The sequence below is a fragment of the Nitrosomonas sp. Nm166 genome, from assembly GCF_900112825.1.
In the GTDB taxonomy this organism is placed as follows: domain Bacteria; phylum Pseudomonadota; class Gammaproteobacteria; order Burkholderiales; family Nitrosomonadaceae; genus Nitrosomonas.
This window is the reverse complement of record NZ_FONE01000003.1, coordinates 1-23,752: the sequence shown is the minus strand read 5'-3', so window position 1 is coordinate 23,752 and position 23,752 is coordinate 1. Positions and strand designations below refer to the sequence as shown.

Annotated in this window: 24 protein-coding genes; 12 read left to right on the top strand and 12 right to left on the bottom strand. The window is 48.7% G+C overall.

Features of this window, described 5'->3' with window-relative positions:
• Positions 1-106 precede the first annotated feature (106 nt).
• The 3 genes from BM021_RS01435 to BM021_RS01425 all read right to left on the bottom strand — a co-directional run bounded on the left by BM021_RS01435 (position 107) and on the right by BM021_RS01425 (position 2,080).
• Positions 107-322 carry a hypothetical protein gene (locus tag BM021_RS01435; RefSeq protein WP_090717927.1) on the bottom strand — a complete coding sequence of 72 codons (216 nt, stop codon included), beginning with the start codon at positions 320-322 and terminating at the stop codon, positions 107-109.
• A 203-nt stretch (positions 323-525) separates the two neighbouring features.
• Entirely contained in the window at positions 526-855 is a 330-nt protein-coding gene (locus BM021_RS01430; protein WP_256207719.1) for a P-II family nitrogen regulator, read from the bottom strand.
• A 232-nt stretch (positions 856-1,087) separates the two neighbouring features.
• A complete protein-coding gene (locus BM021_RS01425; protein ID WP_090717925.1) occupies positions 1,088-2,080 on the bottom strand; it encodes a sodium-dependent bicarbonate transport family permease in 993 nt (330 codons plus the stop codon).
• Between the two features lie 398 nt (positions 2,081-2,478).
• Here BM021_RS01425 and BM021_RS01420 point away from each other — a divergent pair, with 398 nt between their 5' ends.
• The 3 genes from BM021_RS01420 to BM021_RS01410 all read left to right on the top strand — a co-directional run bounded on the left by BM021_RS01420 (position 2,479) and on the right by BM021_RS01410 (position 5,937).
• The gene (locus tag BM021_RS01420; protein WP_256207718.1) at positions 2,479-3,984 is read left to right on the top strand and encodes a PAS domain-containing sensor histidine kinase; all 1,506 of its coding nucleotides are present in this window, start codon (positions 2,479-2,481) and stop codon (positions 3,982-3,984) included.
• Entirely contained in the window at positions 3,977-4,588 is a 612-nt protein-coding gene (locus BM021_RS01415; RefSeq protein ID WP_090717919.1) for a response regulator transcription factor, read from the top strand. Before BM021_RS01420 ends, BM021_RS01415 begins: the two co-directional genes overlap by 8 nt.
• Before the next feature lie 206 nt (positions 4,589-4,794).
• A complete protein-coding gene (locus BM021_RS01410; protein ID WP_218147792.1) occupies positions 4,795-5,937 on the top strand; it encodes a PQQ-dependent sugar dehydrogenase in 1,143 nt (380 codons plus the stop codon).
• Between the two features lie 27 nt (positions 5,938-5,964).
• On the opposite strand, the gene BM021_RS01405 is transcribed toward BM021_RS01410, so the two are convergent.
• The 6 genes from BM021_RS01405 to BM021_RS01380 form a co-directional block, all read right to left on the bottom strand.
• On the bottom strand, positions 5,965-9,075 hold the full coding sequence (locus tag BM021_RS01405; protein WP_090717916.1) for an efflux RND transporter permease subunit: 3,111 nt from the start codon (positions 9,073-9,075) through the stop codon (positions 5,965-5,967).
• Positions 9,072-10,265, bottom strand: a complete 1,194-nt coding sequence (locus tag BM021_RS01400; RefSeq protein ID WP_256207725.1) for an efflux RND transporter periplasmic adaptor subunit — start codon at positions 10,263-10,265, stop codon at positions 9,072-9,074. The genes BM021_RS01405 and BM021_RS01400 overlap by 4 nt, the downstream gene beginning before the upstream one ends.
• 92 nt (positions 10,266-10,357) lie before the next feature.
• Positions 10,358-10,909 carry an NADPH-dependent FMN reductase gene (locus tag BM021_RS01395; protein WP_090717909.1) on the bottom strand — a complete coding sequence of 184 codons (552 nt, stop codon included), beginning with the start codon at positions 10,907-10,909 and terminating at the stop codon, positions 10,358-10,360.
• Between the two features lie 112 nt (positions 10,910-11,021).
• A complete protein-coding gene (locus BM021_RS01390; protein WP_090717905.1) occupies positions 11,022-12,527 on the bottom strand; it encodes an efflux transporter outer membrane subunit in 1,506 nt (501 codons plus the stop codon).
• A 128-nt stretch (positions 12,528-12,655) separates the two neighbouring features.
• Positions 12,656-13,303: a DNA oxidative demethylase AlkB gene (alkB, locus tag BM021_RS01385; RefSeq protein WP_090717902.1), complete on the bottom strand. Its 648-nt coding sequence runs from the start codon at positions 13,301-13,303 to the stop codon at positions 12,656-12,658.
• A gap of 25 nt (positions 13,304-13,328) precedes the next feature.
• Positions 13,329-13,715, bottom strand: coding sequence for a multidrug ABC transporter permease (locus tag BM021_RS01380; RefSeq protein ID WP_090717899.1), 387 nt, complete (start codon positions 13,713-13,715; stop codon positions 13,329-13,331).
• Positions 13,716-13,821: 106 nt separating this feature from the next.
• On the opposite strand from BM021_RS01380, the gene BM021_RS01375 reads away from it, so the two are divergent.
• The 5 genes from BM021_RS01375 (at position 13,822) to BM021_RS01355 (ending at position 18,080) form a co-directional block, all read left to right on the top strand.
• Entirely contained in the window at positions 13,822-14,988 is a 1,167-nt protein-coding gene (locus tag BM021_RS01375; RefSeq protein WP_090717896.1) for an alkaline phosphatase PhoX, read from the top strand.
• Between the two features lie 153 nt (positions 14,989-15,141).
• The gene (locus tag BM021_RS01370; protein ID WP_090717892.1) at positions 15,142-16,095 is read left to right on the top strand and encodes a DnaJ C-terminal domain-containing protein; all 954 of its coding nucleotides are present in this window, start codon (positions 15,142-15,144) and stop codon (positions 16,093-16,095) included.
• A 3-nt stretch (positions 16,096-16,098) separates the two neighbouring features.
• Positions 16,099-16,434 carry a chaperone modulator CbpM gene (locus BM021_RS01365; protein ID WP_090717889.1) on the top strand — a complete coding sequence of 112 codons (336 nt, stop codon included), beginning with the start codon at positions 16,099-16,101 and terminating at the stop codon, positions 16,432-16,434.
• Positions 16,435-16,452: 18 nt separating this feature from the next.
• The gene (gene trxC, locus BM021_RS01360) at positions 16,453-16,884 is read left to right on the top strand and encodes a thioredoxin TrxC (RefSeq protein WP_090717886.1); all 432 of its coding nucleotides are present in this window, start codon (positions 16,453-16,455) and stop codon (positions 16,882-16,884) included.
• Positions 16,885-16,919: 35 nt separating this feature from the next.
• Entirely contained in the window at positions 16,920-18,080 is a 1,161-nt protein-coding gene (locus BM021_RS01355; protein ID WP_090717883.1) for a S1C family serine protease, read from the top strand.
• A gap of 32 nt (positions 18,081-18,112) precedes the next feature.
• Here BM021_RS01355 and BM021_RS01350 read toward each other — a convergent pair whose 3' ends face one another.
• The 3 genes from BM021_RS01350 to BM021_RS16535 form a co-directional block, all read right to left on the bottom strand.
• Entirely contained in the window at positions 18,113-18,259 is a 147-nt protein-coding gene (locus BM021_RS01350) for a transposase (protein WP_090717880.1), read from the bottom strand.
• Between the two features lie 18 nt (positions 18,260-18,277).
• Positions 18,278-19,939 (bottom strand): FG-GAP repeat protein, encoded by a 1,662-nt coding sequence (locus BM021_RS01345; protein WP_177186267.1) that lies wholly within the window; start codon positions 19,937-19,939, stop codon positions 18,278-18,280.
• Between the two features lie 306 nt (positions 19,940-20,245).
• On the bottom strand, positions 20,246-20,566 hold the full coding sequence (locus tag BM021_RS16535; RefSeq protein WP_177186266.1) for a hypothetical protein: 321 nt from the start codon (positions 20,564-20,566) through the stop codon (positions 20,246-20,248).
• Between the two features lie 427 nt (positions 20,567-20,993).
• On the opposite strand from BM021_RS16535, the gene BM021_RS01335 reads away from it, so the two are divergent.
• The 4 genes from BM021_RS01335 (at position 20,994) to BM021_RS01320 (ending at position 23,739) form a co-directional block, all read left to right on the top strand.
• The gene (locus tag BM021_RS01335) at positions 20,994-21,431 is read left to right on the top strand and encodes a hypothetical protein (protein WP_090717878.1); all 438 of its coding nucleotides are present in this window, start codon (positions 20,994-20,996) and stop codon (positions 21,429-21,431) included.
• Positions 21,432-21,447: 16 nt separating this feature from the next.
• On the top strand, positions 21,448-21,666 hold the full coding sequence (locus BM021_RS01330; RefSeq protein ID WP_090717875.1) for a hypothetical protein: 219 nt from the start codon (positions 21,448-21,450) through the stop codon (positions 21,664-21,666).
• Positions 21,573-23,144 carry a copper-translocating P-type ATPase gene (locus BM021_RS01325; protein ID WP_090717874.1) on the top strand — a complete coding sequence of 524 codons (1,572 nt, stop codon included), beginning with the start codon at positions 21,573-21,575 and terminating at the stop codon, positions 23,142-23,144. Before BM021_RS01330 ends, BM021_RS01325 begins: the two co-directional genes overlap by 94 nt.
• A 292-nt stretch (positions 23,145-23,436) precedes the next feature.
• Entirely contained in the window at positions 23,437-23,739 is a 303-nt protein-coding gene (locus BM021_RS01320) for a hypothetical protein (protein WP_090717871.1), read from the top strand.
• Positions 23,740-23,752 lie beyond the last annotated feature (13 nt).

The following is a 23,752-nucleotide window of genomic DNA, read 5'->3' as shown; positions in this document are numbered from 1 at the left end:
ATGCCTTATTTCCTGCGCTCCGTCTGCCTTGCACCTCATCTCGCTCGACGGCTTATTCAGAGCTTCCTTCGTGACCTTGAGCGTCCGAGAAATGATGATTTCGGAATCAGAAATCACCCGGAAAACGTCCGGGACTTTCTCTTTCTACTGGTTCGAATGGAGCCACAGTGAGAATAATATTCTTTCTGTTAATTGATGATTTATCAGTTTCTTTTGTTTCCACATTGCCTGTTTCTGTAGCAAACAGATGTCTTCCCCATAAGAAGCATCCAATAATGAAAAAGACCGTCCAGCAGGTAATTTGAACATTCTTCCAATTCATACGATTACCTCTTCCTTTATGATTGGGTTCATATAATTCCAGATAGGTTATTAAGCCTTTCTCAATACTACTAGAGAATAGAAAGCAACAATATTCGTGTGGATACGTAAGAACAAGCCTTTAATATCAATAGATTTGTAATCCGGAATTCAGTTTGATCTTTAGAATTAGATTACTTCAGGCTTGTTCCCTATTCACCCAGTTCAGTAGGAAACTGCCGGTCCTAAGATCCACTGACAATCGGACATCAAGCACATTCCTCCAAAATCCTTCAGCTTGGGATGAAGCGTCATGATAATCTTCTCAGCCTGATTTTCTTCGCAGGCGATAACCATTACAGCATTAGGTTGCTCAAAAACGTAGTCATCCGGGTCACGCTCACCGGTTGATCCGAGGCCGCCCGCCCTTTTGATGACCGTGTAGCCACGCACATTGGCATGTCGAAACAGTTCGATCAGAGTATCTAGTGACTCTTCGTTAATAACGATCTCAATCCGTTTCATTGATTTTAAGATTTCTGGTCCTAGTGCCATGATTTTCTCCAAAATATTTATATCTAATCAGGATAAACACTCCAGTAAGTATTAGAAGCTATCCTGAGAAATTTCAATAAGTGGTACACATTTAAATAAGTAAGCTTCTCACTTTTATTGCTGCTATCAGGCGAGTATCGCGGCTGCACTTCTTCTGGCACCACACTTGATATTTCGCAGCATTACATTCATAACAAAAGATCTAATAAATGCTAGGCAGCCGCGTAATCAATCACCATGGATAATAAGTTGCGTGCAAGTACTGGGCAGCCGCGTAATACATGGGAATACCCACCACCACGTTAAACGGGAAAGTAACCCCGAGCGATAAAGTCAGATAGAACGACGGATTAGCCTCAGGCACCGCAAGACGCATCGCTGGTGGAACCGCGATATAGGAGCAACTGGCCGCCAGTACTGTTACCAACGTGATACCACCTATGGAATATCCCAAGAGAAAGTGGCCCACGAATAGCCCGGATATCGCGCCAATTAAAGGCATAACGATGCCAAAAGTAACTAGGAAAACGCCTACAGACTTGAACTCCGACAATCTTTTACCGGCTTCCATCCCCATATCACACAGGAATATACATAATGCGCCCATAAAAATGAGTTCAAAGAAAGGCTCAATTTTTTTGTAGCTTGGCTCAGAAATAACCCAACCAATTACCATAGAACCAAACAGCAACAAAATACTGCCGTTGGTAAAGGCATCAATTATCAGATGCTTCATCATCCCTTTGTCAGCTTTGGACGCCCCACCCAGGATTCTTCGGGAATAGCCGGCAAGCACCAGGCCAATCATGATTGCAGGTGATTCCATGATCGCCAGCATGATCACGGGATAAGCCTCATACGTCACGCCGATGCCCCCTAGGAATGCAACCGCAGTCATATAGGTGCCTGCGCTCACCGAGCCGTAGTGCGCGGAAATGGCTGCGGCATTCAGAGGATCTATTTTCCCGAGCGCCCGCAAGATGATGTAAGCAATGATGGGCAGTACAACGCCAAACGCTAGCGCTGCCCATACGGCGGAGAGAGCATCTCCCATGTTTGCTGCGGCAAGCTCCTTGCCGCCATGGAGCCCGATACCAACCAGCAAGTAGATAACAATCATCTTATGCATGTCGGGCGGGAATTTCAGATCTGACTTGATGAGACAGGCAAGCATACCCAGTGCGAAGAATAGTATCGCCGGTACGAGAAGGCTGGACAATGACATGGTGATATTCCTCTTAAAATAGATAAACAGGAAGAACCTTACGTGGCATCTCTTCGAACGCCGTATTGTGACTTGCTTTAACTTCGGTCAGAATATATCCGTAAGCTAATGTTTTTTTGTTCATTTCATTTCTCCAAACTGTTGAAAGTTTTAACGTAACATAGCGAAGACAACACATCAGATATCGTAAGTAGGTAATAAATAATCAAATAAAAAAGATAGATAAGCTTGTGTCATATTCCCTACCTTGCAAATCCTACAAGAGAATAGCGTGTGGCAATATTCGTGTTGACACGTAAGTGCAACCCCTTATTTATCAACACACTTGTAGAAAATAATTTGTTTTTATCGTAAGCTTTACCATGTTACCTATCCAGTTCAGCAGCAGGAAAAATCACTTGATCGATGCCCTCAAAAAATTAAATTTTCGAACATTATTCGATGTGGCAGCGGAGGCAATGCTGTTGACTGAAGATTCTGGTCAGATCATAGTGACAAATCCAGCTGCGCAACAATTGCTTGGTTATTCTGCAGATGAGCTAAATGGATTAGCGATTGAAATGCTTATAATGCCCCGGTATCGGAAGCAATATCGGTACCATCAAGAGCTTTTTTTAAACAGACCGAAAAAAAGCTCCAAAAGTGTTGTCAATGAACTTGTGGCCCTAAGCCGCGATGGCAAGGAAATATTGTTGGATATCAGCTTTAGCTTCCTAAAAGCGGGGCAACAACTCTATGTTCTTGTTATATTTAATATAGCTCATCGGCATCTCGACGCGGAGGAAGCACTTCGGGCCAGTGAAGAGCGCCTGCGTTTGGCCAAGCAGGCAGCAGGCTTAGGGATTTTTGACTACGACTTCAAACGAAATATCGTTTATTGGGATGAACAGATGCGTATATTGTGGGGTAAGCATTCTGGGAAAACCATCAGTTATGAAGAATTCGTAGCCTCAATACATCCGGAAGATCGTACGGCGAGACAAGCTGCTATCGATACAGCAATGGATCCCAGCAGTAACGGAGAATTTAAAGCGGAATATCGCATTATCAACCCTGCCAATGGTACTGAATGTTGGATATCTGCAAGGGGACGGGTATATTTCGAAGCCGGACGTCCCAATCGATTGATAGGCGTTACACGGGATGTCACAGAACAGAAAAATCTCCAGAAAAAGCTGCAAGCGCAGCGTGATGAAACAGAAAAGATTTTTAAACAACAAGTAGCAGCAATCACAGCCTCTGCAATTGCCCATGAGCTTAATCAACCACTGGCCGCAATTTCTGCTTATGGAGAAGTGGTATTGCATGCAATCGACAGTGATAATGTTTTTCCTGATCACTTAAAAAGAGCACTACAAGGCTGTGTAGAACAAGCACAGCGCGCTGGCCGCAGCCTGCACGAATTGCTTGCTTTTCTACAGAAAGGTGAATTGGTAACCGAGCAGTTAAATCTTAACGATATCATATGCGAAACACTGAACATTGTGCGCAATGACAGCTATCAAGGATTTTATCCAGTGCTCCATTTGGAGAAGGATCTCCCTGCTGTTCAATGTAATTACACTCAAATACAAAAAGCTTTGCTAAATCTATTCAGGAATGCTGCTGAAGCCATGCATACAGCAGATTCACCTACTTTAACGATTACAACCATGGTACAAACCCTGGCCGAAACTAACGCAGCCCTAGTGACAATACAGGATAATGGGCCGGGTCTCGACCAAATCATGGCTGAGCGCATCTTTGACCCTTTTTTTACAACCAAGCCGACGGGTATCGGTATGGGACTTGCAATCAGTCGCGCACTGATTGAAGTCAACGGTGGTCAACTCTGGTTAGATTCTGATGCCAAGCCAGGTGCTAAGTTTCATTTTTCTCTACCCTTTGCGCAAGATCATGCGTGAGCCAGTCGTTTTTATTGTGGATGACGATGCAGCAGTGCGCGACTCCCTTACTTTGATGATCGAGCAGGCAGGCATCCGTGTGCAGTCTTTCGAGAATGCACAAGCTTTTCTGAGCGCCTACCGGTCACACTTCTTCGGCTGTATTATCATCGACGTGCGAATGCCGGGAATGGATGGACTGCGACTCCAGGAAGAACTTGCCTGGCGCAAGATCGTATTACCCGTCATTTTTCTTACAGGGCACGGGGATATTCCCATGAGTGTTCGAGCTATTAAGGGCGGCGCAGTGGATTTTCTAACTAAACCAGTCGTACGAGAAAAGCTCTTGGTTTGCGTGCGCGCCGCTTTTGCTGAAGCGAAAGAGAGGATGAGTGACATTGCTCGCAGCCGAGGGATAAAATCATGCTTGGCAAAGCTTACTGGTCGCGAACGAGAGGTAATGATACTGGTTGTTCAAGGATACTCCAATAAGGAAGTTGCATCTCGCCTGGGCATCAGTCATCGCACAGTAGAGGTTCACAAATCCAAGATCATGTACAAAACCGGTGCAATCAATTTGATTGATCTTGCACGCATTGCCCGCGAAAGTGATTTGATCGAATAATAATTCTGTCTCCATTGATCAGACTCTTTAGCTTCCAATTCATCAGGAATCGGATTTCAATTTAAATCCGGCAAATTCAGCACTAAATGGCCTCATAAATATTTGCTGGTTGTCACATAAACTCCAGAACTATGCCTATTAACAAGTTTCTAATTATTTAAGAAAAACAAAAGAAAGCAAGATTTTCTTTTAAGAGGATTATTAAAATGGCTACTAATCAATTTCATTTCAGCATGTCCAGTTACTTGGCGCAAAAACTTTGTCTCAATTTAGGGCTGATAGCTATCATGGTATTGGTTTTACTGCCTGCAGTGTTACAAGCCAAGGTACCGGCAGGATTTAAGCAAGCCATTGTCGTGCAGAATTTGGTTAATCCCACGCGTATGGCGATTGCACCTGATGGACGTATTTTTATTACAGAACAAGCTGGACGGATACGAATTGTCGAGCTAGGAAATCTGCTATCCCAATCGTTTCTAAACATTGCAACCCGAGTTGATAGCCGTGGGGAGCGGGGATTATTAGGAATTGCTTTTGATCCCGATTTTTTAGTTAATCAATGGGTGTATATTTATTACACCAGCAAAACACCCGTTATTCACAATCGGGTGAGTCGTTTTAAAGCAAATGGCGATACTGTATTACCAGGCAGTGAAGATGTGTTACTTGATATTCAGCCGCTGGGAACTTCAACATTTCATAACGGGGGAGCAATTGGTTTTGGAATCGATGGCAAGCTTTATATAGCAGTAGGCGATGGTGGTAATCCCGACAATGCGCAGTCTCTGGGAAATTTGAAAGGAAAAATCCTTCGCATCAATAAGGATGGCAGTATCCCCGCCGACAATCCGTTTTATCAAACTGCTACGGGTATCAACCGAGCCATCTGGGCCAAAGGTTTTCGTAACCCCTACAACTTTGCAGTACAACCTGAGACAGGTCGTATATACATTAATGATGTCGGAGAAGATGCCTGGGAAGAAGTCAATCACGGGATTAAAGGATCTAATTATGGCTGGCCGTTTGTAGAAGGGAAAGGCAGCAATCCTCAGTTTCGCAATCCAATTATAGTTTACCCACATAAACCTGATGCCTTCTGTACTGCAATAGTCGGCAGTGCATTTTATAATCCAATCAAAGATCGATTTCCAGCTGATTATGTAGGGGATTATTTTTATGGTGATTTGTGTGCTGGCTGGATCCGTCGATATGATATTGCAACTAAAACTAACTCTACTTTTGCCACTGGCATGGGTCAGATAGTTGATATTCAGGTGGGCTTGGGCGGTACCATGTACGTTTTGAGGAGAGACGGCGGTATATTGTACTCGATACGCTACGGTAATTAGTCCCCTGAAAAGGCATTCAATAATGTTTCACTTATTACGCCGCGTGACCCTGCCGATCATCACAAAGAACAGGGGTACAAAGAAAATAGCCAGAAATGTAGCTGCCAGCATGCCTCCAAACACGCCAGTACCAATGGAATGACGGCTGGCCGCACCTGCGCCGGAAGCCATCACCAATGGCAGCACACCCAGAATAAATGCCATTGACGTCATGATAATAGGTCGAAAACGAAGGCGTGCTGCATCAATTGCCGCCTCAGTCAAGGACATGCCGGATGCGAGCCGCTGATTGGCAAATTCAACGATCAGAATCGCATTCTTAGCTGCCAATCCGATCAATGTCACCAAGCCAATCTGGAAATAAATATCATTGGCCAAATCCCGTGCCCAAATAGCCAGGAAAGCACCCAGCACGCCGAAAGGTATTGCCAGAATGACAGCAAATGGAATAGACCAGCTTTCGTACAAAGCGGCCAATACCAGAAATACCATTAGCAAGGCAAAGGCAAACACAAAAATGGACTGCCCGCTCGCCTTGCGCTCTTGTAGCGATATGCCACTCCAGTCGATCGTATAACCCCTCGGTGTCAAAATTTCATTGGCCACTTGCTCCAGCGCTTCGAGCGCCTGCCCTGAACTATAGCCAGGTGCTGCTCCCCCCAGTATGAGCGCTGAATTGAAACCATTGAAATGAGTCACCGGATCAGGGCCGCTATTGAACTCGGTGGTCACGACGGAACTCAGCGGAATCATGGAATGTGTTGCTCCGTTCTGGGCACGTATATAGATTTTGCTGATATCGTCCGGGTTAGAGCGGTATTCAGGCAAGGCCTCCGTCTGCACCCGATAAATACGGCCGAACTTCACAAAATCATTCACATACAGATTGCCAAAATAAGCCTGCATGGTATCGAATACCTCAGAAATGGGCACACCCAGCGCTTTCGCGCGCTCCCGGTCAACCTGAGCATACAACCGCGGAGCGCTGACACGGAAATTGGTGCTGGCAACTGCAATGGCTGGATGTTCCATTGCTTTGGCGACAAATTCCTGAGCGACGGCAGCAAATTCGGCAAAGTTACCACCCCCGGGATCTTGCAATTGCGCTGTGAAGCCACCCGTGGAACCCAGGCCAGGGATCGAAGGCGCATTAAAAGCCAGAATCAACGCCTCCGGAATTTTGGCAAATTCCTCAAAAGCGCCCGCGATAAGGCCAGGAACCTGCTCACTGGCATGACTACGATCATCCCAGTGATGTAATGGGATGAACATCGTTGCCTGATTGGGGCCACGGGTACCAAAAACAAAATTCTGACCGGCCAGGGTATCGGTTGAATGAACAGCCGGAATCGACTGGAAGTAGCCTTCAATTTTCTCCAAAACTTCAATGGTGCGCGTCAGTGAAGCTCCATCCGGCAATTGCACGACCGTAATAAAATAGCCCTGATCCTCTTCCGGCAGAAAACTTCCGGGAATGGTTCTGAACAAGCCAGCAATGACCAATAACAAGATCAGGAAAATAGCCAGCGCGATTGCAGAGCGTTTAATGACAATGCCGACCGTTCCAACATAGCGTGCCTGCGCCCAGTCAAACGACCGGTTAAATAGCTTCCAGAATCGATTAGGGTTGCCATGACCCGGCTTGAGTACCAACGCGCACAGCGCTGGACTTAGCGTCAGTGCAACAAACCCCGAAATAGCCACCGACAATGCAATGGTAATGGCAAATTGCTTATACAATTCGCCAGTAATGCCCCCCAAAAAAGCCACCGGCACAAACACGGCAGCCAACACCAGAACAATCGCAATCACTGGCCCCGTCACCTCGCTCATCGCTTTCTTTGCCGCATCTTTAGGCGATAATCCCTGACTCATATGTCGCTCTACATTCTCCACCACCACAATTGCATCATCCACCACGATACCGATAGCCAGAACCATGCCAAAAAGCGTCAGCGTATTGATCGAAAATCCCAACGCCTCCATACCTGCAAGTGTTCCGATCAACGAAATCGGTACGGCAATGGTTGGAATCAGCGTGGCACGCCAGCTTTGCAGAAACAAAAACACAACCAGAATCACCAGCAACATGGCTTCACCGAGGGTCTTTACTACCTCCCGGATGGAAACATCAATGAATGCCGTGGTGTCGTAGGGAATATCGTACGATACGCCAGCCGGAAAACTCTTGGCGAGCTTCTCCACTTCTTCGCGCACGCGCCGGACGGTGTCAAGCGCATTCGCACCTGGAGCCAAAAAAGTCAGCAGGAATGTATTGGGTTTTCCGTTCCATCGGCCTTGCAAATCGTAAGATTGCGCCCCCAGCTCCACCCGCGCGACATCCCGCATCCGCACCATCGAACCATCGGGATAAGCGCGCACAATCATGTCTTCGAATTCCCTGACTTCACTCATGCGACCGCGTGTGATCACCGGAATAGTCAGTTCGGTGCCTTTCGGGGTAGGTTCACGGCCGATTCTGCCGGCCGGAAAATCACGATTCTGCTCGCGCACGACAGTCGCAATTTCAGTGGGCGTAATATTAAGTTGTGCCATGCGGATAGGATCGAGGATTAACCGCATGGAATAGTTCTGCCCGCCAAAAATAATTGCATCCCCGACACCGGGTAGCCGCTTGACATTATCGAGAATTCGCAATAACGCATAATTCGACAGGAAAACCGTGTCATGCTTGGGATCGGTTGAGCTCAACGCAATCACCGCCAGCAGATCCGGCGAGGTTTTCTTGACAGTAATGCCCTGCCGTACCACTTCATCCGGCAGTTGCGGTTCGGCAAGACGTTGCCGGTTTTGCGTCTGGACCTGCGCGATATCCACGTCGGTGCCAATCTCGAACGTCAGTTTCATCGTCATATGGCCATCGTTCGTACTGGTCGATTCATAGTACAGCAGGTTATCAATGCCCGGCAGTTGCACTTCGATCGGGCGTGCCACAGCTTCCGCCACCACTTCTGCGCTGGCGCCCGGATAATCCGCATCGATCTGCACCATGGGAGGCGTAATTTGCGGAAATTGTGCAATCGGTAATTTCTGTAAGGCAACCAGGCCGACGACGACAATGATGATCGATAACACCGACGCAAAAATAGGCCGATCAATAAAGAAATATGAATTCATGGCACATTCTGCATGGTGGATTCCTCAACATGAGAAGCTGAGGGGTTTTTTTCTTGCTGATGAGAAATGGCGTTGACCTGAACCCCCGGCAAGATGCGATAAAACCCTTCCACAACCACGCGCTCTCCCGGATGCAGGCCCTCTTCAATCAGCCATTCTTTGCCACGCCAAACACTTGCGCGGATCGGTCGCGATTCCGCCCTTTGCTCCTTATCAATCACGTACACAAATGAGCCGCTCGGCCCCTGCTGAACGGCACGTTGAGGAATCAAAATCGCGCTGGTGCGGGTGTATCCCTTGACACGGATTTTGACGAACTGGCCGGGATAGAAATACGATTGCCCGGGAGAAAAACTTCCTTCCGGATTAGGAAATACAAACCGCCCCTGCAAGGTACCGGTCTCAGGCCGCAAGGCAACATCCGCGAAATCCAGTACCCCTTCCTCCGGATACACGCTCCCATCCGAGAAAGTCATCACGCCGCGTAATTGAAAAATATCCGGCCTTTCGACCTTATGTTCGGCAATTTCACGGCGGCGGCGCAACAAATAGCTTTCAGGAACGCTTACATTGACATACATCGGATCGAGCTGATCGATCGTAGTCAGCAAAGTAGTCTGAGCTGAAATCAACCGGCCTTCATAAAAATGGCTGCGGCCAATGCGGCCATTCACCGGCGCGGTAATCAGCGTATTGTCCAGGTCAAATTTGGCTTTAATCAGATCATTTTGTGCCGCCTCCAGAGCTGCTTTAGCGCTCAGCAATTCTGCCTGCGCATCGTCCACATTCTTTTTACTGACCGCTTGTTGCTCAAGCAGCGGCCGCACGCGTGCCAAATCTTGCTTGGCCAGATCAAGCCGGGCCTGAGCCTGCGCTACTCTGGCTTTGCTGCTGAGATAAATCGCTCTAAATGGTACCGGATCAATCAGGTAGAGCTGATCGCCTTTTTTGACATTGCGCCCTTCAGTAAAGAAGACCTTTTTAATGATCCCGCTGACTTGCGAACGAATCTCCACCGGACGAAACGCTTCTGTCTGCCCAATGAATTCTGGCTCATCCTGAATCATTTGCGTGGTTACGGTGATGACTTCCACTTCAGGAAGCGGTGGCGAAGGAGGGGTTGGCGATTTCCCCGAGCAGCCAGTCAGCAGAATCAGAAACAGCCCGGCATTCATGCCAATAATGATCATTTTGATGTGCCTGGCTAGTCTAACCAAGTAAGGCTTGTTATTAATCATTTATTCCATTACTTCATTGATTCACAGGTATACAGCATCATGTATCAGCCAGCGTGTCTGCCTATCCAGACAACATACCGATCCATCCACTTTTGCAGAAAATTCTTGCTAGCTGCACCGATATTGCCGTCGGCATCGAACAATTCGTCTTTTGCCTGAATAAACGCTTCAGGCTGCCCCATGGTTGGTACATCCAGATAAGCCAGCATATTGCGCAAATGCTGCTGCGCCATCGCTGTACCCGCAGCGCCCGGTGAGATGCCTATGATCCCGGCCGGTTTGTCTGCCCACGCGCTTTGTCCATACGGCCGGGAAGCATGATCAATTGCATTTTTGAGTACGCCAGGTATAGAGCGATTGTATTCCGGCGTGACAAATAAAAGACCTTGCGATGCCACGATTTCAGCTTTCAATCGCTTCACCGGTTCGGCCGGATTCGCATCGTCGTCCTGGTTGTAGAGCGGTAAATCGCCGATCTGCATGTGTTTGAACGAAAACTCGGGCGGCGCCAGTTTCACGAGCGCGTTAGCTAACTTGCGATTATATGAATCCTTGCGAAGGCTGCCGACGATTACAGCAATTTGATATTGGCTCATGATGATCTCCTATAAGTATCGTATTTTGATTCAGTATAGCTTTACTTATCACCCTGATTGTTGTTTTTTCTACCTACAGGTAGCTGTAGTAATTGACAAAAGCAGCAATCAGTTACGGCATCCACCCCCCACCTAACGCCTTGTAGAGTTGAACGACGGACACCAGATGGAAGCGATGCGCAGCGCTCAGAGAAAATTCGGCATCAAACAGGTTACGTTTGGCAAGCAGCACATCCACGTAACTGGTAATACCTCCCTCGTAACGCAGATTGGCCACCCTTAAAGCCGAGTACAACGCCTCGACCTGCTGTTGCTTCGCCTTGAGCTGGTCGCTGACGGTACGGATAGCTATCAATGCATCTTCCACTTCCTTGAATGCTACCAGAATGGTTTGCTCATATTGCGCCAGCGCCTGCCGCGCTTGCGCTTCCGCAGCGCGTTGCTCGAACCCTAAGCTTTGCGCATTCAGCAGTGGACCTGCCAGGCCTAGCCCGCCCACCCCAAACTCGCTGCCCGATAACAAAAGATTGGATAAAGCCGGGCTGGCCACACCGAGAAAACCGGTAATCGAAAATTTGGGAAACCGCGCTGCCTTAGCCACGCCGATTCTGGCAGTAGCAGCCGCCAGGGCTTGCTCGGCCTGAAGAATATCCGGGCGCCGCTGCAACAATTCGGAAGGCAAGCCTGCGGGCACCTGCAGCGGAATCAATTGCTCAGTCAGTGGGCGCCCGCGCGTGATCGATGCCGGATTGGTTCCCAACAATACGCTGAGCTCATTCTCCTTCTGCACCACTTGCCGCTCCAGTTCAGCCAGCCGGGCCGCCGCATTGGCACGTTCCGCCTCAAACTGATCCAAATCCAGGCGGGAAATCACGCCACCTTGTAACTGCGCTTGCGAAATGGCGACTGATTCTTCCCATGAAGCTAATGCACGATGCGCAATATCCCGCTGGATATCAAATTGCAAAAGGTCAAAATAGGATTGCGCCACAGCACTGATCAGCGACAGAATGATGGCCCGGCGGTTTTCCTCACGCGCCATCAAGTCAGCCCAGGCGGCTTGATTGGAGCGGCGAATTCTGCCCCAGACATCAATTTCCCAATTCAGGGTAGTTTGTCCGAAATAATTAAAAGGTGTTGGAAAGCCAGGAACCTGGAATCCGCCGAGCGTGCCGAACACTGGCGCATTGGCGTTGATCTGCATATTGGGTACAAAATCCATCGCCGCAATGCGTGAACGAGCCTGAAACTCTTCAATACTGGCTATCGCCTGCTTGAGATCCTTATTCTCGAGCAAAGCGTGGTTAATCAATCGTTGCAGCTGCTCATCACGCAGAAGCTCCCACCAAGGGAGATTGGCAATGGATTGCCCTTCCGTCTGGGAGACACGAAACTGTTCGGCAGTGTCAACATGGGGCCGCAAATAATCGGGGCCCATCGCACAACCGCTTACCAGCAAACTCGAAACTAACAGTATCCGGTAAGCCCAGTGGTTGCAAAATTTCTTACTGGATCGCTTACTGGAGCGGATAGCATGCGCACTGACGCCTAGCGCTTTACGCTGCGCCACCCAGTCGACTATGCCCAGCCAGTGAGAAAATGTTAAATGGAGCCACATGCCATTTCCTTTTTGCACATCTTGAAATGCATAAAAAAATTCTTAAAAATCAGACGAGGCCCTTCAACTAAGATTCTGATCGTTCAATATTACACGCATTGCTAATATTTTTATCAACCTATCTTCTATCAAGCTACTTTGCGAAATGTCAGATTAATCCGATGCGAACCGGTTAACGGATGATATTCTTGCTTGACCGGCAAGATGCCATGGTAGCGGAGTCTCGCCGGGCCGCCCCATACCATTACATCCCCATGCAACAAGGGCACTCGTGAAGGCCTAACTTCGCGGCGCAAGCCGCCCCATAGGAAAATGACAGGAACGCCGAGCGAAACGGACACGATCGGTGCGTTCAAATCGCGTTCGTTCTTGTCCTGATGCAAGGACAGCCGTGTACCTGAAGCATACCGATTGATAAGGCAGGCATCCGGCGTAAAATCTTCAAAACCGGCACTGGCTGCAGCATCCTGTGCCAGTTTCAGAAACACACCGGGCATTTTCGGCCACGGTTGGCCGCTTTCAGGATCGGTCGCGTCATAACGATAACCGGTGTGATCGGTTACCCAGCCATAGGAGCCACAATTGGTCATCGCAACAGACATACGGAATCCGCCTGGTGTCACCATGTGGCGAAATGGCGCTGTAATGATGATATGGCCCAGTGCCTCCAAAAGCGTTGTTGCACCAGCGAGTGCGAAACCACGTAATACAATCGCACCAGGGCATAATTCTTCGCGCCCTGTCTGAGACAGTTCCGCTTCGTCGAATAAATGCACAGCGAGCCTCCCTTTAACCAATCCATTAATCGTCCGGATTTACATTCTGCCTGGAAGCATACAGATAACCGCCGATTGCTCCCATCACAACACCTAATGGCGTTGCAATAAATATTCCGATCAAAGGGCCTTGACTGGTATCTTTGGCAAAAGCCATGGGTCCTAAAAAACCAATGATAAAAAATAATCCGCCGAGTATTAATGCACCGCTGATGACTGCGACACCCGCACCCGTTCTTTCCCCGGAAACCAGTTTCCACGCAAACCAGCCTGCCAATAATGCGCAGGCCAGTGAGAAAACGGCACAAAGCCACATGGGATAGCTGGTCGTGATCGATAAGATGGTGCTAATAAAAAACAATACAATCAGAAACATCAAGAAAGAAACAATCGGTTTAAGTATTTGAATCATTGCAATGCACTTCCGTTCTAATGGTCATTCAACAGCACAACATTGTAAACTATCTTTAACTGCAAAACGGAAACCCATTTTATTGCTCATTGAGGTGATATTTTAAATGCAAGTATTTGACAGACAACGACGTAAGCTATTGCAATACGGTTTTATCGGACTGGGCACTTTTGTTGGCAATGCTTTGTTACCGAATTCCATTAAAGCCGCACTTTTACCACTGGCATCAATAGGCGAGCTTCTGCCACCCGACCAAAACGGTGTACGTTTGCCTGCAGGTTTTACTTCCCGCATCGTAGCCCGCTCGGGTCAAAAGCTTTTTGGCTATCACTGGCATGCAGCACCTGATGGCGGCGCTGTCTTTGCCGCTGCTGATGGTGGCTGGATTTATGTCTCTAATAGCGAACTGGTAGACTATACAGGCGGCGCCGGGGCATTACGCTTCAATGCGCAGGGAGAAATTATTGATGCTTACCCTATTCTGCGCCATACCAGCCGCAACTGTGCAGGTGGACATACCCCTTGGCAAACATGGCTATCGTGTGAGGAAACTGAAAACGGCCAGGTGTGGGAATGCGATCCGTTTGGACAAAAAGCAGCGCGTGTCAGAAATGCCCTGGGCTTATTCAGACACGAAGCCGTTGCCGTGGATATTGGCAACAAACAGCTTTACTTGACCGAAGATGAACCGGATGGTTGTTTATATCGCTATACCGCTCGCACATTCGATGCTGCAGGAAACCCCGATCTGGATGATGGTATTCTGGAAGTGGCTGAAGTCGTTAAAGGTTCTGTCGGCACAGTGCGCTGGCATGCCTTGCCTGACCCACTGGCAACCAAAATTCCGACACGTAAACAGATCGCCAACAGCACCCGCTTTAAAGGCGGGGAAGACATCTGGTATCACGGCGGTATTGTTTACTTTTCCACCAAAGGCGATGATCGCATCTGGGCGTATGATGTGCAGCAGCAACGACTCACCATCGTTTATAACGCTGCCTTATATCTGCGGCCGATATTGACTGGGGTTGATAATATCACGACCAATGCTGCGGGCGAATTACTGGTTGCTGAGGATGATGGCGATATGCAGATTGTTGTTCTTACCGCCGGTAAGGTGCTGCCGTTGCTGCAAGTAGTCGGGCATGACCACTCAGAAATAGTCGGCCCAGCCTTCAGTCCCGACGGCTCGCGCCTGTACTTCAGCTCCCAGCGTGGCAAAAGCGGGCGCATCGAGGATGGTGTTACCTTTGAAATAACAGGACCATTTTGATATCAATTATTTTCTAATAATTGATCAATTGGTTAAACGAACCCTCTTATCCATAAAACTGCGGAAAGTTTTATGCTGATAATGAAACTTCACTATTTGATCTAATGCGACAATAATGCAGATGTGACAGCGTGACAAACAGGGAGGATTGACTTGGAATTCAAGGATTATTACCAGACACTCGGCGTCACGCGTGATGCCACGGCAGAAGAAATCAAAAAAGCTTTTCGCCGTCTGGCGCGCAAATATCATCCGGATGTCTCAAAAGAGGCTGGCGCCGAACACAAAATGAAAGAAGTGAATGAAGCGTATACCGTGCTTTCTGATCCGGAAAAACGCGCTGCCTATGACCAACTGGGACAAGGACGCGGATTCCAGGCTGGTAGCGATTTTCAGCCACCTCCCGGTTGGGATGCGGGTTTTGAATTCAGCGGACGGGGATCTAGTAGTGCACAGGCAGCGGATTTCAGTGATTTCTTTACGGAATTATTTGGCAGACAAATGGGTGGCATGGGCGATGGTGCTCGATATACCCACCGGATGCGGGGCGAAGATCATCACGCCAAAATCATGCTGGACCTGGAAGATAGCTATCATGGCAGCACTCGTGGCTTGACACTGCGCATGCCCAAGCTCGACCGTCATGGACGCACTGTGCTCGCCGAACATACTCTCGATGTCCGTATCCCGAAGGGCGTGTATGCGGGACAAGTCATCCGGCTTGCCGGACAGGGTGGCCCAGGTCATGCCGGAGAACCAGCCGGAGATTTATTTCTGGAAGTGCATTTCAAACCTCATAGCCGTTACCGGATTGAAAACAAGGATGTCTATGCCACTTTACCAGTTGCTCCGTGGGAAGCAGCATTGGGTGCAATGATTAAAATACCAGTGCCGGATGGTCTGGTTGAAGTGCGGGTGCCGGAAAACTCCCAAGCAGGCCGTAAGCTGCGTTTGAAAGGACGCGGTATTCCTGCTGCCACGCCCGGCGATCTGTATCTGGTGCTGGAAGTGGTATTACCCCCTGCCACTACCGCCAAAGCACGTGAATTTTATCAAACCATGGCGCGGGAACTCGCATTCAATCCACGCCAGAATCTTGGAGTGTAAATCATGTCGCACGAAATTGATGCCATTTCACTTGAGGACACCAAGCTCAATCTGGATGAATTGGCAAAAAGCTGCCAGGTCAGCCGTGAATGGATCATTGAGCACGTCCAATGCGGCTTGTTGCTGAATGAAGAGTTAAGCAGTACCGATCCTGCCTCATGGATATTCGATAGTCGCAGTTTTATGCGTGTCAAAAGAATCATCACAATTGAAAGAGATTTCGAATGCAATCCGGAACTGGCTGGCCTGGTTGCCGATATGATCGAAGAAATTGAATTTCTCCGCACCCGCCTCAAAGCAATCCAGCGAGATGAAAATGCAAAAAATGTTTTCAAATAATTTAAAGGAAAACTACTGATGTCCTTACATATTGTGTGCCCGCATTGCCATGCGACCAATCGAGTTCCCGCAGACCGTCTGACTGCGTCGCCCAAATGTGGCGCCTGCCATCAAGCGTTATTTATTGCGCAACCAGTCGAACTTACAGAACAGCATTTCAATCGGCACCTTTCTCACAATGATATTCCGCTGCTGGTTGACTTTTGGGCACCATGGTGCGGTCCGTGCCGCATGATGGCACCCGCATTTGCCAAGGCAGCGGCTGCCTTGGAACCCAGGATGCGTCTGGTTAAAATTAACACTGAAGATGAGCAGGGATTAGCCGCCCGTTACAATATCCGCAGTATTCCAACCTTGGCGGTGTTTAAAGGGAGCCGGGAAATTGCCAGACAATCAGGCGCTATGGGCGAACAGGATCTGGTGCGATGGGCACAGGCAGCCAGCCAATAAGATAAGATAAATAAGAAAAATAGGAATAAACATTCATGCCCAATAATAATGGATTTCTATCCCGGCTGATCTGGATCACACTGGTTGGCATATTGCTGGCGCTGTTTTTTCACAGCTTTCTGTACCCATACTTTCCGTATGCGCTTCGCTTAGATTATTTTACAAGTAAAGACAGGCAGGAAGAAATCGAACCGCGGCTGGTTCAACCGCGTGGCAATCTGGCTGAAGACGAGAAAACCACCATTGAACTCTTTGAAAATTCGCGCGATTCCGTCGTATTCATTACCACCCGCCAGCGCGTCATGGATGCCTGGACACGCAATATTTTTTCTGTTCCCAGCGGCACCGGTTCAGGCTTTATCTGGGATGATCTCGGGCATATTATTACCAATTTCCATGTCATTAAAGGTGCCAGTGAAGCTACTGTGCGCCTTGCAAATGGACGCGATTATAGGGCTTCATTAGTGGGCGCCAGCCCGGCGCATGATATTGCCGTGCTGAAAATAAGTACCGGCTTCCAGCGGCCCACGCCGGTTCCTCTAGGCAGCAGTTACGATCTCAAGGTCGGACAGAAAGTATTTGCCATCGGCAATCCTTTCGGTCTTGACTGGACACTGACCACCGGTATTGTTTCAGCACTGGATCGGTCACTGCCAAGCAGTGACGGACGCATCATCAATAATCTGATCCAAACCGATGCGGCCATCAACCCGGGCAATTCCGGCGGTCCATTGCTGGATTCGGCAGGCCGATTGATCGGCATCAATACCGCCATTTACAGCCCCAGCGGTGTCAGTGCCGGGATAGGATTTTCTGTACCGGTCGATACCGTCAATCGCGTCGTTCCGCAACTGATCAGTCGCGGCAAATATATTCGTCCGGCGGTAGGTATTACGGTTGACGAAAAACTTAATAACCGTTTGACTGAGCGCTTGAAAATAACCGGCGTCGTGATATTGAGCATCAGTCCCGGATCAGCGGCAGAGGAAGCCGGCCTTCAAGGTGCGACGATCACATCAGAAGGAAACGTGGTCGCTAACGACATCATCATTGCCGTTGAGGGTAAGTCCATCGATTCAGTAGAAAAATTACTCGCACGCATTGATGGCTACAAAGTGGGCGATACCATCAAGATTACTGTGCTGCGGAAAGGTGAAACCATCGAAGTACCTATTAGACTGCAACCCGGTGAGTAAATATAAATCTGCATTCAGCTACCCTCAGCGCGTCAGGTAATCGTTAATACGCTTCCAAACTGCTTCGCGTTTAGCGCGAGCACGCCATGATAACGAATAAGGTTGAGCCTTGGCCAGGGAACCAGCGCAACCAGCCGTTGCATGAATTCCAGTGGCGACAGGACGATGGGTCGTACCATCCCGATAAGCGGAGCCCCTTAGGCAAAATCCGTCGTCACATGAACGCCAACCAGCAGCACCGCCGCCCCCTGGATGTAGGTGTGGTAGCCGCCATTAACACCGCCATCCGTCCAGCCGTGACTCAATCCAACAATGCTATTCTCCGCATTGCCATTCACTTTCAAGGTATTTCTGGTATCCGACAGATTCAGCAAATCCAATGCGTTTACAGTCAACGTATTGTTACCGCTACCGGTCAAGTTGATTGTTTCAATATCACTGATTCTGCCGCGCACACCGGCTAGATCCAGATTCAAGCTGTTGCCAGTCAAAGCTAGTGTGTCATCACCAGGGCCGCCATCCACTAACTGAAAGCCAAGATCGGCTACCTCGATAGTGTCGCTGCCCGCACCACCATAAAATACATCCGCTCCGCCACCACCGACCATCGTGTCGTTGCCATTGCCGGCCACAAAGCGCTCCGCCAATGAGGTACCAGCAACAAAACTATCATTCTCGGTTCTGCCGAGAAAGGTCACCGCAGCGGTGAAGTTATTGCCAAATACCACGTAACTGGAGCCAGAAGAACTGCCGCTCGGGTCGGCATAGGGGGCACTGATAATCAAATCAGCAAAGCCGTCGCCGTTGAAGTCTCCTGCACCGCTGACTGAATAACCCGACAAATCATCCGCGGCCGTCCCATTCACGCGGAAACCATTGCTGCCATCGAGACTGGATAGATTCAGTGTGGCAGTAAATCCCGCAGCCTTGCCAAAAACCACGTAACTGGAGCCAGAGTAGCTACCGTTCGGATCAGCTCCTTCAGCACCGACCAACAAATCAGCAAAGCCGTCGCCATTGATGTCCCCGGCGCCGCTGACCGAAAAACCTGAATAATCATTCGCTGCCGCTCCATCCAAGCGAAAACCATTGCTGCCATCGAGACTGGATAGGTTGATGACAGAAATATCAATCGCAGCCTTGGCAATAACAACCGTAGTAACATCTGCGCTGATTCCTGCCAAGATATTTTGCAGGATTGCCAAGTCTGTGGCAGTACCTGCCTTATCTATAGAGTAATATCTGGAGACTTCAATGCGATTATCAAACAACGCCGCCGCATCACCCCAAACAGGATCAGCGTGATCCACGCTGTCCAGCGCAGTTATTGCCTGTTCGACCATGACACCGAAAGTCTGTCCGGCAGCTATTTGAGCAACGATATAGTCCACTGCAAAAGCTTTGTTGGCCTCTGCTACTGAATTATCCACCAGATTATCTACAATTTTTGTCGCAATGCTGATGTTGTAGTGCGTTGCGGCTTCTCCCCAATGGGGGTCTGAAGCAGGAACAGCAGAAAGAGTTTGCGCCAGCTCTGCAATCAATTCGGCTTGTGTAGCTCCGGCAGCCATTTTGCTAATGATATAGTTGATTGCCCAAGTTTTATCATCGGTAGATGCACGATTACTTACCAAATCATCTACAAAGGCAACAGCAAACTGACTAGGTGTAAGATTGGCAGAATAATTTCTGCCAAAAAAAAGATCGCTGCCAGACAAAGATTGTGCCAGATCAGCCAAAGATTTCCCAGCTGCCATTTGGGCACGGAGAGCCTCCAGATGAATTGCACCGGGAGTGGCATTGAACATTGCTTGAGTAAGTTGAAGGATTGAAGTCTGTTGTTGATCGGTAAGTGCCATACTATTAATCTCCTCGACTTAGCCCATCTTTAATGCTTAGAAGCTACTTATTTCATATAGCGAAATCGGAATTATTCCTCTCTCGCAATACAATATCGCCCTCATGATTTAGAAACAGGCCTAATTTAAGACAGCGGCTTCCCGAATTCTATCCTGGGGTCAAAGATAAACACACTTTTTCACCCGAGCTGAATACACCTGGGAAAGATTTGATCGTCAATCTGACCTATAACTAATACTAATCCGAAATTCACAAAATTCTTGTCTAGCCAGCAGTAAAAAGTGTTGGTTTTGGGTCATTTTTCGCTATGCACGCGAAAGACGGCCAGGCGGAGAGATCAGCTCAATCAGGAAGAGAGCTGAAAAATCCGAATTACGATTCAGATAGGTCGAAAGTATCAAAGACTTGCGCAGATGATCGTGGCAGTGCGCGGGCAGGTAAGCCGAGGAATGCGGCACAGCGTCATTCGTATCGGATACATTCCTTTTGTTTTTCTTGCTGCCGGGAATAATCTCAGAACGAAGCTTCGCGTTTGGCGCGAGATCACCGTTTCGGTATTGCGCGAGTTGATGGCGCAAATCGGTCAATCGAAAAGTGTTGCGGTATCTTTCCTGGGGTAAAATCAAAACCACCTCACAAATGATCGCAATACCTTTGCTGCTTTATCATAAGAATGTCAGTAAACACTTCAATCCACAGAAAATCGGCACATGGCTTATATCGCTGCCTTTTTAACGCTGCGGTCCATGTTCTACTATCCGAAAGCCGCTATACCGCACGTACTAAAGGAAGAAAAAAGAACGCCTAGCTACTAATCCAGGTAACAAATAACGAAAATCTGAATGAATGAATGCCGCTGCATGCCTGTAACAACCCAACGAATCCTGTTCAGAGCTGCCGAGAGAACTAAACGGCTTTGATAGCGCATGCAGTGCGTTCAATGCTCAGCTTTCGTTCAGCTTTAAAATAACAACTTTCGCAAGCGATAAATTTTAAATCATCAGTATTGTCCAATGATTGGATGAGTTAAAAATTGATTTTGATGGAGTTCGTATGACAAAGTGCGGATGGATATATTTGATGATTATTCTATTGGCATTGGCATTAAGCGATGGTGTTTGGGCACGCGGCGGGCGCGGGGGGCATGGGCATGGGCATGGGCATGGGCATGGGCATGGGCATGGGCATTTTAGTTTAGGTGTTGGTATAGGTGGGTTTTATCCTGGTTTTTACGGTCCCGGATTCTATGGCTATCGTTCTTTTGGTTACCCTTTTTATGGTTACTACGATCCATTCTTCTATAGACCGTTTTATAGCTATCCGCCGACAGTGGTAACACCGCCTGTTTATATCCAGCGAGAAGCGCCTAGGCCGGTGCAACCACAAACTAATTACTGGTACTACTGCCAGAATCCTGGAGGTTACTATCCCTATGTCAAAAGTTGTCCAGATGGCTGGCTGCAAGTTGCTCCTCAACCACCTGCACAATAATACAAAGAGATAAAACATGTTAACGATAAGAAATTTCTCCATTTTACTGATCGCTTGCCTACTGACCGCATGTGTACACATACTATCCGGTCCAAGTGTGATGACATTACCGGGTTCTGGCAAAAGCTTTGAGGTGGCGCAATCCGCGCCCTGCTCGATCTGGCACCCAAAACAGCCCGCCGGATTAACACAAACGGTGGAGAAGAAGATGTGCCACTGGAACATATCCATATAGGTGATCTGCTGCGTGTTCGGCCGGGTGAAAAAGTGCCTGTGGATGGCATTGTCGTCGAAGGGCGCAGCGCAGTGGACGAATCGATGGTGACTGGTGAATCCATGCCAGTGAAAAAAGAACCGGACAGCAAAGTGATCGGCGGCACGATGAATCAGACCGGCAGTTTTGTGATGAAAGCCGAGCACGTAGGCAAGGATACGATGCTCGCGCAAATTGTTTACATGGTTGCCGAAGCGCAACGCAGCCGCGCCCCGATTCAAAGGCTAGCCGATACCGTTGCTTCCTGGTTTGTGCCTGCGGTGATCCTCATTGCGCTATTGGCCTTCATAGTCTGGGCCATCTATGGGCCTGTACCTGCGTTCAGCTATGCGCTCATTGCCGCGGTCAGTGTTCTGATCATCGCCTGCCCCTGCGCGCTGGGACTGGCCACGCCCATGTCGATCATGGTCGGTGTCGGTAAGGGTGCCCAAGTTGGCGTACTCATTAAAAATGCTGAGGCGCTGGAGCGTATGGAAAAAATCGATACGCTGGTCATTGATAAAACCGGAACACTCACTGAAGGCAAACCGACAGTAACCAATATTGTTACGACAGAAGGACTTACCGAATACGCGCTTTTGTCTCTGGCTGCCTCGCTGGAACAAAGCAGCGAACATCCTTTGGCACACGCCATTGTCACTGCAGCGAAAGAAAAATCGCTCGACCTGTCCACGGCAGATGGATTTGACGCACCAAGTGGTAAAGGCGTCACCGGAAAAATAAAAGAGCAAACTGTGTTACTTGGAAATATAGTGCTGATGCAAGAACATGCCGTCGATATTTCGTCACTCACCACACAGGCCGATGCATTGCGTGCAGATGGCGCCACGGTCATCTTTATTGCCGTGGACGGTAAGGCTGCCGGTCTTTTGGCAATAGTCGACCCGATCAAGGCGACAACAGCGGCGGCTATCAGGGCGCTGCAGCAACAGGGCATTCATATTGTCATGTTAACCGGCGATAACCGCCGCACCGCCGAGGCTGTGGCCAAGAAATTAGCGATCGAGGAAGTCGAAGCAGAAATTCTTCCCGAGAACAAAGGCAAAATTGTCAAAAAGCTGCGCGAAGCGGGACGAATTGTTGCGATGGCCGGCGACGGCACCAACGATGCGCCGGCACTGGCAGCGGCTGATGTGGGCATCGCCATGGGAACCGGCACGGATGTTGCCATGGAAAGCGCCAGCATCACACTCCTCAAAGGCGACCTGATCGGCATCGTTCGCGCCCGTAAGCTGTCCATGGCAACCATGCGCAACATCCGGCAAAACTTGTTTTTTGCGTTTATTTACAACGCTGCCGGAGTACCGGTGGCAGCAGGTATTCTCTACCCATTCTTCGGCACGCTGCTGTCTCCGATTATCGCCGCTGCCGCGATGTCACTTTCTTCGGTCAGTGTCATTGGAAACGCTCTGAGATTACGACTCACTACGCTGAAGTGATCGATTGACAATTTTGACGAAATAAGTGATTCATGAGATCGAGAGCAACTCACACAACATAGGAATTTTCATAATCAGGCGTGAGTACAATCACAGTAAAATCATCGCTGCCGCCCGCATGGCGCGCAGCTTGGGAAACTCAGTACCTGGGAGCTAGAAGCGAAATTATCACTCCAAACGCTATCCCTAAATAACGTGAGTTCGACATAAGAAAAGCTGTAACAGGAATCCGAATTCCTTACGATGAAACGATTATGAGAAAGAGCTTCATCACTGGAGGAGTCAGATTCCGATGGATACTATAGCGATTTTTTGTGCAATTGACGACTTTTGTAAAGGATTTGAGTCATGTGGGGAGCAGCACTTGCTGGAATCCTCGCTGAAGCTGCGTTGGCGGCGAGGGGAGCTGTGTCTTGGTGAAATCATGACGATCGTGGTGGGATTTCATCTGTCGGGCTACCGGACGTTTAAGTACTATTACCTGAATCAGGTATTGAGGCATGAGCGACCTTCTTTTCCAGGGTTGGTGAGTTACAATCGCTTTGTTGAGCTGTTGCAAGGTAACGCTGGTGCCCTTGAGCTGTTTTCTGATTAGCCGCTTTGGGCGC